Raw genomic sequence first — 11,679 nt, forward strand, 5'->3', positions numbered from 1 at the left:
CCCTCGAAGAAACAGCCACTTGCTTCTCCCGTCACCGCCGGTGACGTGTCCCGTCGTCGGCAGCGGATGCGTACTTTACGCCTCACATTCGGCCCTGACAAGCCCTCGTTCGAGAAAAATTTCACGACCGCCCGAGACGGCTTATCCACACCCGGTCGCAACCATCGCCCGCCAACCCCTTGTGGATAACAAGACGCCCGCGCGAGGCGGGCGTTCAGCAGCGACTGGGCCGATGCGCGTCAGCTCAGAATGACCCGCGCATAACGCTTCTTGCCGGCCTGGATCACGTAGCTCCTGCCGGTGTCGAGCATGTGGTCCTTGGCGACGACCTCGCCATCGACCTTGACCCGGCCGTTGCCGAGCATGTCCTTGGCCTGGGCACTGTTGTTGGTCAGGTTGGCGCGGTTGAGTATCGCGGCGATCGGCGCCTGCCCACCGTCGAAATCGACGGTGACCTCCGGCAGGTCCTCGGGCAGCTCGCCCTCGGCGAGCTGGTTGCCGGCACTGCGATGCGCGTTGGCCGCCGCGTCTTCCCCGTGATAGCGGCCGATCAGCTCGCGCGCCAGCGCCATCTTGATGTCGCGCGGGTTGGCGCCGGCCTCGACGTCACGCTTGAGGGCCTCGAGTTCCTCGTTGGACTTCAGCGAGAGCAGTTCGAAGTAGCGCCACATCAGACTGTCGGGCATCGACACCAGCTTGTTGAACATGGTGCCCGGCGCCTCGTCGAGCCCCACGTAGTTGCCCAGTGACTTGGACATCTTCTGCACGCCATCCAGCCCCTCGAGCAGCGGCATGGTGATGACGACCTGCGGCTTCTGGCCGAAGTGCTTCTGGATCTCGCGCCCCATCAGCAGGTTGAACTTCTGATCGGTCCCGCCCAGCTCGACGTCGGCCTCCAGGGCCACCGAGTCGTAGCCCTGGACCAGCGGGTAGAGAAATTCGTGGATCGAGATCGACTGATTGGCCTTGTAGCGCTTCTCGAAGTCGTCGCGCTCGAGCATCCGCGCCACGGTGGACTGGGCGGCGAGTTCGATCATGTCCGCCGCCGAGAGCTTGCCCATCCAGTCGGCATTGAAGGCGACGATGGTCTTGTCGGGGTCGAGCACCTTGAAGACCTGCTCCCGGTAGGTCCTGGCGTTGGCCTTGACCTCTTCCTCAGTGAGCGGCTTGCGGGTGACGTTCTTGCCGGTGGGATCGCCGATCCGTCCGGTGAAGTCGCCGATCAGGAAGATCACCTCGTGCCCCATGTCCTGGAACTGGCGCATCTTGGTCAGCAGCACGCTGTGACCGAGGTGCAGGTCCGGCGCCGTGGGATCGAAGCCGGCCTTGATACGCAGCTTGCGCCCGGAAGCGAGCTTCTTCTCCAGCTCCTCCTCGAGCAGGATCTCGTGGGCGCCGCGCTTGAGCAGCGCCAGCGCATCGGCGACGTCGGTCATCGTACCCCTCTCTCGTAAATGGTGGTCCGTCATAAGGGTGGTCTGGCGAATGGAGCAAGATGGTAGCATGTCTCGACGTGACGGTTGAGCGCGGTCAACGAAGGAGAGAAACGCCCATGCCCCTGTTTGTCGGCCTGATGTCGGGCACCAGTCTGGATGGTATCGATGCGGCCCTGGTCCGCTGCGACGCCGAGCACGTCGAACTGCTCGACGCCGTGGGCGTGGCCATGCCGGGGGCGTTGCGCCAGCAGCTCCTGGCCCTGTGCCAGGCCGAGGCAGTGCGCTTCGCCGATCTGGCGAGCGCCGAACAGGCCTTCTGCCGCGTGCAGGCCGAGGCGGTCGAGCAGTTGCTCGAGCGCAACCGGCTGGACGCCGGCGCGATCGCCGCGATCGGCAGCCACGGCCAGACCATCGAGCACGCCCCGCAGGGCGAAGCGCCCTACACCTGCCAGCTCGACAACCCCAGCCTGCTCGCCGAGCTGACCGGCTGCCGCGTGGTCAGCGACTTCCGCCGCCGCGACCTGGCCGCCGGAGGGCAGGCCGCGCCGCTGGCACCGGCCTTTCATGCCGCGCTGTTCGCGGACGACGCCGAATGGCGGGTGGTGCTCAACCTGGGCGGCTTCGCCAATCTGACCCTGCTGCCGCCCCGCTCGCGGGCGATGCCGGTCACCGGCTTCGATACCGGGCCGGCCAACACCCTGCTCGACGCCTGGTTTGCCCGTCATCACGGCGACGGCCACTACGATGCAGACGGTCGCTGGGCCGCCGGCGGTAGCGTCGATACCGCCCTGCTCGAGCGCCTGCTGGCCGACCCCTTCTTCGCCCGGCACCCGCCCAAGAGCACCGGCCGCGAATACTTCCACCTCGCCTGGCTGGAGGCCCACCTGAGCGGTCATGAAGCGCCGCAGGACGTGCAGGCGACCCTCGCCGAACTGACCGCAAGGAGTGTCGCACTGGGCGTCGCTCAGACTCTCGGCCCGGTGCCCGCCACCCTGATTCCCTGCGGCGGCGGCACCCACAACGCCGATCTGCTGCAACGCCTGGGCCGCCATCTGCCGACCCTGATGCTGGCCGATTGCCAGACGTTCGGCTGGTCGGCCGACTGGCTGGAGGCCGGCGCCTTCGCCTGGCTGGCCTGGCGACGCCTGGAAGGTCTGCCCGGCAACCTCCCCGCGGTGACGGGCGCCGCCGGGCCGCGCGTGCTGGGCGGTGTCTACAGCGCCTGAGTCGCCCGGCGCGCCAGACGCTCAGTAGTCGTCGCTGTCGCGCAGCGACAACCGGTCGGCGGCATTCATCGCCTCGTCCACGCCGCGTTGTTCGCCATCGGCGAACTTGATCATCATGCGCAGGTCGTTGGCCGATTCGGCGTGCACCAGCGCCACGTCCTCGCTGATATCGCCGCGTCGATACAGCTCGAACAGCGCCTGATCGAAGGTCTGCATGCCCAGGTCGCGCGAGCGCGCCATCAGCGCCTTGATCTCGCCCACCTCACCCTTGCGCACCAGGTCGCCGATCAGCGGCGAACGGCGCAGCACCTCGATCGCCGCCACGCGGCCCTTGCCATCCTGCCGCGGCAACAACTGCTGGGCGACCACCGCCTGCAGGTTGAGCGACAGGTCCAGCCAGACCTGCTCGTGGCGCTCGCCGGGGAAGAAGTGAATGATCCGCTCCAGCGCCTGGTTGGCATTGTTGGCATGCAGCGTGGCCAAGCACAGATGGCCCGTCTCGGCGAAGGTCAGCGCCTGCTCCATGGTCTCCCGGGTGCGGATCTCGCCGATCATGATCACGTCCGGCGCCTGGCGCAGGGCGTTCTTCAGCGCCACCTCGAAGGACTCGGTGTCGATGCCCACCTCGCGCTGGTTGATGATCGCGCGGCGATGCGGGTGAATGTACTCGATCGGGTCCTCGATGCAGATGATGTGGCCACCGGCCGTCTCGTTGCGATGCTGGATCATCGACGCCAGGGTGGTCGACTTGCCGGTGCCGGTACCGCCGACGACGAACACCAGGCCGCGCTTGAGCAGCGCCAGCTCGCCCAGCGCGGCCGGCAGCGCGAGCGCGTCGAGGCCGGGGATGTCGAAGGCGATGCGGCGAATCACCATGGCCATCTGACTGCGCTGGTAGAAGGCGCTGACCCGGAAGCGCCCCTTGCCCTGCAGACTGAGCGCGAAATTGGCCTCGTGCTCGGCCTCGAAGCGCGTGCGCAACCCCTCGGGCAACGCCGCCAGCACCAGTTCGCGCACCTGGCCGATCGACAGCGCCGTCTCGCCCAGCGCCACCAGCTTGCCGCTGATCTTCAGCGAGGCCGGCGCGTTGGTCGAGATCAGCATGTCCGAGGCCTGCTTGTCGATCATGATGTCCAGCAACTGCTGCAGCCATTCAGCGGGGGTCATCGCCGCGCTCCTCGTCCGTGGCATCCCGGGGTCATGGTCAGGCCTCCGGCAGGTGCCCCTTGGCCTTGGCCTGGGCTTCCTGTCGGCTGACCACGTTCTGGCTGACCAGCTTGGCCAGCGCGGTATCCAGCGTCTGCATGCCCAGGTTGCCGCCGGTCTGGATCGCCGAATAGATCTGCGCCACCTTGTCCTCGCGAATCAGGTTGCGCACCGCGGAGGTCGCCACCAGGATCTCGTGGGCGGCGACCCGCCCCCCGCCGTGACGCTTGAGCAGCGTCTGCGAGATCACCCCCTGCAGCGATTCGGAAAGCATCGAGCGCACCATCGCCTTCTCGTCGCCCGGGAAGACGTCGATGACGCGGTCGATGGTCTTGGCCGCCGAGGTGGTGTGCAAGGTGCCGAACACCAGATGGCCGGTTTCCGCCGCGGTCAGCGCCAGACGAATGGTTTCCAGGTCGCGCAGCTCGCCGACCAGGATCACGTCGGGATCCTCGCGCAGCGCCGAGCGCAGCGCCTGGGTGAAGCCCTGGGTATGGCGATGGACCTCGCGCTGGTTGACCAGGCTGCGCTTGCTGGCATGCACGAATTCGATCGGATCCTCGATCGTCAGGATATGGTGGTGCTGGGTGTCGTTGATGTAGTCGATCATCGCCGCCAGCGTCGTCGACTTGCCCGAGCCGGTGGGGCCGGTCACCAGCACCAGCCCCCGCGGCAGTTGCGAGAAGTGGCGGAACACCTCGCCCAGCTCGAGCTCCTCGAGGGTCAGCACGCGTCCGGGAATGGTCCGGAACACCGCGCCGGCACCGCGATCCTGGTGGAAGGCGTTGACACGAAAGCGCGCCACGCCCGGCACCTCGAAGGAGAAGTCGGTCTCCAGGTAGGCCTCGTAGTCGCGGCGCTGCTTGTCGCCCATGATGTCGTAGATCATCTTGCGGACCTCGCGGTCCTCCAGCGCCGACACATTGAGGCGCCGGATGTCGCCATCGACGCGGATCATCGGCGGCAGGCCCGCCGACAGGTGCAGGTCGGAGGCGTTCTGCTTTGCCGAGAACGCCAGTAATTCGGTAATATCCATGCACTCCCCTGCTTTCGTTTGTTTCTTGTTGAGGTCGACGCCAGTATGCCAGACGCTCAGGTCAGTGAATCACTGTCGCGCGCCCGTCGACGTCTGGCCGCGGCCCTGGAACGAGCGCAGCGCCCCGCCGACGACGCCCAACTACTGGCCGTCAGCAAGACCAAGCCCGCCGGCGCGATCCGCGAGGCCTACCACGCCGGCCAGCGCGACTTCGGCGAGAATTACCTTCAGGAAGCCCTCGACAAGCAGGCCGAACTCGCCGATCTCGACGCTATCGTCTGGCATTTCATCGGCCCTTTGCAATCCAACAAGACGCGCGCCGTGGCCGAGCACTTCACCTGGGTGCATAGTGTCGACCGCCTCAAGGTCGCCCGGCGGCTCTCGGAACAGCGCCCCGCCGACCATGGCCCGCTCAACGTCTGCCTGCAGGTCAACGTCAGCGGCGAGTCCAGCAAGTCGGGCGTCGCCCCCGAGGAACTCGAGTCCCTGGCCCTGGCGGTCGCCGATCTGCCCAACCTGACACTGCGCGGCCTGATGGCGATTCCCGCGCCCAGCGACGACCTCGAGGCCCAGCGCCGCCCGCTGGCCCACCTGCGTCGGTTGCGCGACACCCTCAATGCGCGGCATCCGTCCCTCGCCCTGGATACCCTGTCGATGGGCATGAGCGACGACCTGGAAGCCGCCGTCCTGGAAGGGGCCACGCTGGTCCGGCTGGGCACCGCCATCTTCGGCGCCCGCGCGCCGCATCCCTGACCCAATTCACGCCAAGCAGAGGACTCCCGCATGGCAAGCCAAGTCACCTTCATCGGCGCCGGCAACATGGCCAGCGCCATCTTCGGCGGCATGATCGACAGCGGCTATCCGGCCACCGCGATCACCGCGACCAGCCCCGACGAACAGCGCCTGGAGACGCTCGCCGCCGACTACGGCATTCATACCGCGATCGACAACGCCGCCGCGGTCGCCGAGGCCGACGTGGTGGTCCTGGCGGTCAAGCCGCAGATGATGCACGACGTCTGCGCCGGCCTGCGCGACGCCATCCAGGCGCGACGCCCGCTGATCGTCTCGGTGGCCGCCGGTCTCACCGCCGAGACGCTGGACGAATGGCTCGGCGGCGGTCTCGCCGTGGTGCGCTGCATGCCCAACACCCCGTCGCTGGTGGGTGCCGGCGCCAGCGGGCTGTTCGCCAATGCCCGCGTCAGCGACGCCCAGCGCGAGCTCGCCACCACCCTGCTGGAGGCGGTGGGTCTCGTCGAGTGGGTCGACGACGAAGCCCTGCTGGAGGCGGTCACCGCGGTGTCGGGCAGCGGCCCGGCCTACTTCTTCTTGATCTTCGAGGCCCTCGAGGAAGCCGGTCAGCGCCTCGGCCTGCCCGCCGAGACCGCCCGCCGCCTGGCCTTGCAGACCGGCCTCGGCGCCGCCACGATGGCGCAACGCAGCGACGTCGAGCCGGCCCGACTGCGCCAGAACGTGATGTCGCCGGGCGGAACCACCGAACGTGCCATCCACTGCCTGGAAGACGGCGGCCTGCGGGCCCTGTTCGCCGAGGCGACCGAGGCCTGTGCCGCGCGGGCCCGCGAGATGGCCAGCGAACTGGGCAAGACGCCGAACCGATAACGGAGGGGATTCATGGGCAGTCAACTGGGAAGCGCCGGCCTGATGCTGGTCAACACCCTGATCAACATCTACCTGTTCCTGCTGATGCTGCGCTTCCTGCTGCAGGCATCGCGTGCCGACTACTACAACCCGATCAGCCAGGCGGTGGTCAAGGTGACCCAGCCGGTGGTCAAGCCGCTGCAGAGCTTCCTGCGCCCGATGGGCCGCATCGATCTCGCCACCCTGGGCGCCGGTTTCATCATCAAGGCGCTGAGCATCGCGTTGATCGTGCAGGTGGCGATCGGCGGTCTTCCGCCGCTGGGCGGCATCGCCATCGCCTCGGTGGCGGCGCTGGCCAGTGCGATCCTCAAGATCTACTTCTTCGCGCTGATCGGCATGATCATCCTCAGTTGGGTGGCGCCGAACGCCAGCCATCCGGGGGCCCTGCTGATCATGCAACTGGTCGAACCGATCATGGCGCCGGTGCGCCGGGTGATTCCGCCGCTGGGCATGATCGACCTCTCGCCGATCGTGGTGTTCATCGTCATCAACCTGATCGATGGGATCGTGGTCGGCTCGCTGACCCGCGCCGCCGGCATTTCCGGCGTCCTGGTCGGCCTGTAACCGCCGCGCGGCCAAGACAACGAGAGACAGGGCCGCAAAGGCCCTGCGCCGAACTGGACACTGACGCTTCATGCCCGAGACGCTTCCCGCCGACTCGGTCGGCCTGGTGACGCCGCAGCAGCAGCACTTCGACGACCCGCTGCCGCTGGCCTGCGGCAAGACCCTGCCGGCCTACGATCTGGTCTACGAGACCTACGGCGAGCTCAACGCCGCACGCGACAACGCGGTGCTGATCTGCCACGCCCTGTCGGGCCATCACCATGCCGCCGGCTATCACAGCGCGGACGAGCGCAAGCCCGGCTGGTGGGACGCCCATATCGGTCCCGGCAAGACCATCGACACCGAGCGCTTCTTCGTCATCTCGCTGAACAACCTGGGCGGCTGCCACGGCAGTACCGGGCCATGCTGCGTCAACCCCGATACCGGCCGCCTGTGGGGCCCCGAGTTTCCGGTGATGACCGTCGGCGACTGGGTCAACAGTCAGGCCCGGCTCGCCGACCGGCTGGGCATCGAACGCTTCGCCGCGGTGGTCGGCGGCAGCCTGGGCGGCATGCAGGTGCTGCAGTGGGCGCTGGCCTATCCCGAACGCATCGCCAACGCCGTGGTGATCGCCGCCACGCCGCGCCTGACCGCGCAGAACATCGCCTTCAACGAGGTCGCCCGCCAGGCGATCCGCTCGGACCCCGACTTTCACGACGGCTGGTACGCGCTCGAGGGCACGGTGCCCAAGCGCGGGCTCAAGCTGGCGCGCATGGTCGGCCACATCACCTACCTCTCCGAGCACTCGATGGGCGCCAAGTTCGGTCGCGACCTGCGCAGCGACGAGCTCAACTTCGGCTATGACGTCGAGTTCCAGGTCGAATCCTATCTGCGCTACCAGGGCGACACCTTCTCCACCGCCTTCGACGCCAACACCTACCTGCTGATGACCAAGGCGCTCGACTACTTCGATCCGGCGGCCGCCCACCAGGGCGACCTGGCCGCGGCCCTGGCGCCGGCCACCTGTCGCTTCCTGGTGGTCAGCTTCTCGACCGACTGGCGCTTCGCCCCGGAACGCTCTCAGGAGCTGGTCGACGCCCTGGTGCGCGCCGGCAAGCCGGTCAGCTACGCGGCCATCGACTCCCTGTACGGCCACGACGCCTTCCTGCTCCCCGATACCCGCTACCAGGCGGTGTTCGGCGGTTTCATGAAGCGCGTGGCCCGCGACCTCGGCCTGGAGGGCTCGTGATGCGCGCCGATCTCACGCTGATTCACGACTGGGTCCACGACGGCGCCCGGGTGCTCGACCTGGCCTGCGGCGACGGCACGCTGCTCGACGCCCTGGCCCGCGACAAGGACGTCTTCGGCTACGGCCTGGAGATCGACCCCGACGGCATCACCGCCTGTCTGGAGCGCGGCGTCAACGTCATCGAACAGGACCTCGATCAGGGCCTGGCCAACTTCGACGACGACGCCTACGACCTGGTGATCATGACCCAGGCACTGCAGGCCCTGCGGCGCCCCGACCTGATGCTCGACGAGATGCTGCGCATCGGCCGCGAGGCGATCATCACCTTCCCCAACTTCGCCTACTGGCGCCACCGCCTCTACCTGGGCTTCAAGGGCTTCATGCCGGTGTCGCGCACCCTGCCCCATGCCTGGTACGACACCCCCAACATCCACCTGTCGACCTTCAACGACTTCGAACGGCTGTGTCTCGACAAGCAGTTGGTCATCACCGACCGCGCGGTGGGCAACGGCGCGCACCAGAGCCACTGGAGCAGTCGGCTGTGGCCCAACCTGTTCGGCGAGATCGCGATATTCCGGGTCGGCCGCGGCCATGCCCGCCGACATGGCTGGCCCCTAGCGGCGAATGCCCGTCGGTCCCCTGCCAGGGCGAGTGGTTGACGTCCTGGCGGTGTCAGTCGACGACGCTGGCGTCGTGTATCTCGCGGTGCAGTGACACCGGTAGACGGCCAGCCAGTTCGATGGTCGCCGGCCGTTCGTCGCGCCGCCCCACCCGACAGCCGTAGGCCAGCACCTCGACGCCCGCGTCCGCGACGCGTCGCAGGGTCTCGGCATAACGCGGGTCGAGATGCGCGGCCGGGGCGACATCGTGGATGCCCCCGTGGGCGACGCAGAACAGCAGCACCGCGCGCTGCCCGGCGGCGGCCAGCCCGGCCAGCGTCTCGAGGTGCCGGGTACCACGCTCGCTCACCGCGTCGGGAAAGTAGCCGTGACCGTCGCGCTCCTTGAGGGTGACCTGCTTGACCTCGACGAAGGCGGTGCCGCGTTGTGGGTCGTCGAGCCGGAAGTCGAGTCGGGCGCCTTCGACCTTCGCCTCGCGCTTGAGCGCGGCGTAACCGGCCAGCGGCTCGATGCGCCCGGCACGCAGCGCCTCCTCGACGATGGCGTTGGTGCGCCCGGTATGCACGGAGGCCGTCGCCACCCCGCCCGCCGCCTGCGGCAGCTCGATCAGCTCCCAGGTCCAGGCCAGCTTGCGGGCCGGGTTGGTGCTCGGCGACAGCCACACCCGGCAGCCCGGCACATTGACCGCACGCATCGAGCCGGTATTCGGGCAGTGGGCCACGACCAGCGTGCCGTCGGCCAGCTCGACGTCGGCGAGGAAGCGCTTGTAGCGCCGGCGCAGGGTGCCGGGGACGAGCTCGGGGTAGTCCACGTCAGCGCCCCTCCCGCGCCAGGAAGCGGCCGAGGCGCTCCACCGCTTCCTCGAGCCGCGCGACGTCGTTGGTGAAGGCGATGCGCACGTGGTGCTCGCCGCCGCGCACGGCGAAGTCGACGCCCGGCGTGATGGCGACGTTCTCGGTCTCGAGCAGTTGCTGGCAGAAGGCCTGGCTGTCTCGGGTGTACTGCGACACGTCGAGCCACAGGTAGAAGGCGCCCTGGGGCGGCACCGCCGGCGCCAGCCCGAGGCGCCCGAGTCCCGCCAGCAGGGCGTCGCGGCGGCGGTGCAGCTCGCGGCGGCGCTCTTCGAGTTCCGCCGTGCATGCCGGCGTGAAGGCCGCCAGCGCGGCATGCTGCGACGGCGTCGGCGCGGCGAGGAAGACGTTCTGCGCCAGCCGGCTCAGCGGTTCCACGGCCGCCTCGGGGGCCACCAGCCAGCCCAGTCGCCAGCCGGTCATGCCGAAGTACTTCGAGAAGCTGTTGACGACGAACGCCTCGGGGGCCACCGCCGCTGCGCTGACCGGCTCGACGTCGTAGCTCAGCCCCTGATAGATCTCGTCGACCAGCAGGGCGCCATCGCGCCGCGCGACGACATCGGCCACGGCGCGCAGTGCCTCGGCGTCGAGCACGTGCCCGGTGGGGTTGGAGGGCGAGGCGAGCATCGCCAGACGGGTCGCCGGCTGCCAGTGGCGCTCGACGAGGCCGGCGTCGAGCTGCCAGCCGCTGTCGTCGCCCACCGCCACGCAATCCACCTCGGCATCGGCCAGGGCCATGAAGTGACGGTTGCACGGGTAGGTCGGGTCGGCCATCAATACCCGGTCGCCGCGCCCCACCAGCAGCTGGCTGGCCAGCAGCAGCGCGCCGGAGGCGCCGGGGGTGACCAGGATCCGGGCCGGATCGACCGTCGCGCCGAAGCGCTCGGCGTAATGCCCGGCGATCGCCTCGCGCAGGGCGGGGATGCCGCCGGCCGGCGTATAGCGCGTATGGCCCTCGGCCAGCGCCTGCCGACCGGCCTCGATGATCGGCCGGGGCGTGGCGAAATCGGGCTCGCCGATCTCCAGATGAATGACGTCGTGGCCGGCCGCCTCGCGGGCCTGGGCCTGTTCCAGCAGATGCATCACGCGAAACGGTTGCACCCGCTCGACGCGTGGATTCCAGTTCATGGCTGTCCTCGTTTCGTTGCCGCCATCGGGGCGGACCGACCAGTTGGCCCGTGGTAACGACCCGCGTCAATCCCGGGCCGCTCGGGCGACGCCGGTGGTTGCAATGCGCCGGCTTTTTCGCTAAATAAGCAAGGCTTCGGGTGGGCATGCCATCCGCGGACCCGTCGGGCACGCCGACGCGCGATCCGAGCGGCCGGGCCCCGGCCCAAGTCACTGTGAGTAATGAGGCAGCCCCATGCCAGTAGCGGAACAGAAAACGGAAGCGCCCAAGAAATTCACCCCGTACGAGCCGGCGCCGGGTGAAGAGTACATGAACGACAAGCAGCTCGAGCACTTCCGCCAGATCCTGCTCGGCTGGAAACAGGATCTCATGGAGGAGGTGGACCGCACGGTTCGCCACCTGCAGGAAGACGCCAACAATTACGCCGACCCGGCCGACCGCGCCACGCAGGAAGAGGGCTTCAACCTGGAACTGCGGACCCGGGACCGCGAGCGCAAGCTGCTCAAGAAGATCAACGAGACCCTCGAGAAGATCGACGAGGACGACTACGGCTTCTGCGAGGCCTGCGGCGTCGAGATCGGCATCCGCCGCCTCGAGGCGCGCCCCACCGCCACCCTGTGCGTCGACTGCAAGACCCTGGCGGAACTCAAGGAGAAGCAGTTGGGCGGCTGATCGCTCCCGCTTCTCGATATCACGGGCGCCCCTGGGCGCCCGTTTGCCTTTCAGG

At 68.3% G+C, this 11,679-nt stretch carries 12 protein-coding genes; 7 read left to right on the top strand and 5 right to left on the bottom strand.

Features of this window, described 5'->3' with window-relative positions; genetic code table 11:
- Positions 1–239: 239 nt before the first annotated feature.
- Positions 240–1,436 carry a tyrosine--tRNA ligase gene (tyrS, locus tag KGR00_RS22035; protein ID WP_224418172.1) on the bottom strand — a complete coding sequence of 399 codons (1,197 nt, stop codon included), beginning with the start codon at positions 1,434–1,436 and terminating at the stop codon, positions 240–242.
- Between the two features lie 116 nt (positions 1,437–1,552).
- Between tyrS and KGR00_RS22040 the strand changes: the two genes are divergently transcribed.
- The gene (locus tag KGR00_RS22040) at positions 1,553–2,662 is read left to right on the top strand and encodes an anhydro-N-acetylmuramic acid kinase (RefSeq protein ID WP_224418173.1); all 1,110 of its coding nucleotides are present in this window, start codon (positions 1,553–1,555) and stop codon (positions 2,660–2,662) included.
- 21 nt (positions 2,663–2,683) lie between these two features.
- Here KGR00_RS22040 and KGR00_RS22045 read toward each other — a convergent pair whose 3' ends face one another.
- Positions 2,684–3,829: a PilT/PilU family type 4a pilus ATPase gene (locus KGR00_RS22045; protein WP_129138260.1), complete on the bottom strand. Its 1,146-nt coding sequence runs from the start codon at positions 3,827–3,829 to the stop codon at positions 2,684–2,686.
- Between the two features lie 37 nt (positions 3,830–3,866).
- The gene (locus KGR00_RS22050; protein ID WP_129138259.1) at positions 3,867–4,904 is read right to left on the bottom strand and encodes a type IV pilus twitching motility protein PilT; all 1,038 of its coding nucleotides are present in this window, start codon (positions 4,902–4,904) and stop codon (positions 3,867–3,869) included.
- Between the two features lie 45 nt (positions 4,905–4,949).
- Between KGR00_RS22050 and KGR00_RS22055 the strand changes: the two genes are divergently transcribed.
- From KGR00_RS22055 to metW, 5 genes are all read left to right on the top strand, one after another.
- The gene (locus KGR00_RS22055; protein ID WP_224418174.1) at positions 4,950–5,657 is read left to right on the top strand and encodes a YggS family pyridoxal phosphate-dependent enzyme; all 708 of its coding nucleotides are present in this window, start codon (positions 4,950–4,952) and stop codon (positions 5,655–5,657) included.
- A gap of 30 nt (positions 5,658–5,687) precedes the next feature.
- Positions 5,688–6,521, top strand: coding sequence for a pyrroline-5-carboxylate reductase (gene proC, locus KGR00_RS22060; RefSeq protein WP_224418175.1), 834 nt, complete (start codon positions 5,688–5,690; stop codon positions 6,519–6,521).
- A 12-nt stretch (positions 6,522–6,533) separates the two neighbouring features.
- Positions 6,534–7,124, top strand: a complete 591-nt coding sequence (locus tag KGR00_RS22065; RefSeq protein ID WP_129138256.1) for a YggT family protein — start codon at positions 6,534–6,536, stop codon at positions 7,122–7,124.
- Positions 7,125–7,194: 70 nt separating this feature from the next.
- A complete protein-coding gene (locus KGR00_RS22070; protein WP_129138255.1) occupies positions 7,195–8,352 on the top strand; it encodes a homoserine O-acetyltransferase in 1,158 nt (385 codons plus the stop codon).
- Positions 8,352–9,011 (top strand): methionine biosynthesis protein MetW, encoded by a 660-nt coding sequence (gene metW / locus KGR00_RS22075; protein WP_224418176.1) that lies wholly within the window; start codon positions 8,352–8,354, stop codon positions 9,009–9,011. The genes KGR00_RS22070 and metW overlap by 1 nt, the downstream gene beginning before the upstream one ends.
- Positions 9,012–9,024: 13 nt before the next feature.
- On the opposite strand, the gene sfsA is transcribed toward metW, so the two are convergent.
- Complete coding sequence (gene sfsA / locus KGR00_RS22080; protein WP_224418177.1) at positions 9,025–9,783, bottom strand: DNA/RNA nuclease SfsA; 759 nt, start codon at positions 9,781–9,783, stop codon at positions 9,025–9,027.
- Between the two features lies 1 nt (position 9,784).
- On the bottom strand, positions 9,785–10,951 hold the full coding sequence (locus tag KGR00_RS22085; protein WP_224418178.1) for a pyridoxal phosphate-dependent aminotransferase: 1,167 nt from the start codon (positions 10,949–10,951) through the stop codon (positions 9,785–9,787).
- Positions 10,952–11,186: 235 nt separating this feature from the next.
- On the opposite strand from KGR00_RS22085, the gene dksA reads away from it, so the two are divergent.
- On the top strand, positions 11,187–11,624 hold the full coding sequence (gene dksA, locus KGR00_RS22090) for an RNA polymerase-binding protein DksA (RefSeq protein WP_224418179.1): 438 nt from the start codon (positions 11,187–11,189) through the stop codon (positions 11,622–11,624).
- The last annotated feature ends 55 nt before the right edge of the window (positions 11,625–11,679 follow it).

Source organism: Modicisalibacter sp. MOD 31.J, from assembly GCF_020147985.1.
Lineage (GTDB): Bacteria > Pseudomonadota > Gammaproteobacteria > Pseudomonadales > Halomonadaceae > Modicisalibacter > Modicisalibacter coralii.

Coding starts and splice junctions, on each gene's coding strand:
- tyrS (WP_224418172.1), bottom strand. CDS start 1,436: ATGACCGACGTCGCCGATGCGCTGGCGCTGCTCAAGCGCGGCGCCCAC.
- KGR00_RS22040 (WP_224418173.1), top strand. CDS start 1,553: ATGCCCCTGTTTGTCGGCCTGATGTCGGGCACCAGTCTGGATGGTATC.
- KGR00_RS22045 (WP_129138260.1), bottom strand. CDS start 3,829: ATGACCCCCGCTGAATGGCTGCAGCAGTTGCTGGACATCATGATCGAC.
- KGR00_RS22050 (WP_129138259.1), bottom strand. CDS start 4,904: ATGGATATTACCGAATTACTGGCGTTCTCGGCAAAGCAGAACGCCTCC.
- KGR00_RS22055 (WP_224418174.1), top strand. CDS start 4,950: ATGCCAGACGCTCAGGTCAGTGAATCACTGTCGCGCGCCCGTCGACGT.
- proC (WP_224418175.1), top strand. CDS start 5,688: ATGGCAAGCCAAGTCACCTTCATCGGCGCCGGCAACATGGCCAGCGCC.
- KGR00_RS22065 (WP_129138256.1), top strand. CDS start 6,534: ATGGGCAGTCAACTGGGAAGCGCCGGCCTGATGCTGGTCAACACCCTG.
- KGR00_RS22070 (WP_129138255.1), top strand. CDS start 7,195: ATGCCCGAGACGCTTCCCGCCGACTCGGTCGGCCTGGTGACGCCGCAG.
- metW (WP_224418176.1), top strand. CDS start 8,352: ATGCGCGCCGATCTCACGCTGATTCACGACTGGGTCCACGACGGCGCC.
- KGR00_RS22085 (WP_224418178.1), bottom strand. CDS start 10,951: ATGAACTGGAATCCACGCGTCGAGCGGGTGCAACCGTTTCGCGTGATG.
- dksA (WP_224418179.1), top strand. CDS start 11,187: ATGCCAGTAGCGGAACAGAAAACGGAAGCGCCCAAGAAATTCACCCCG.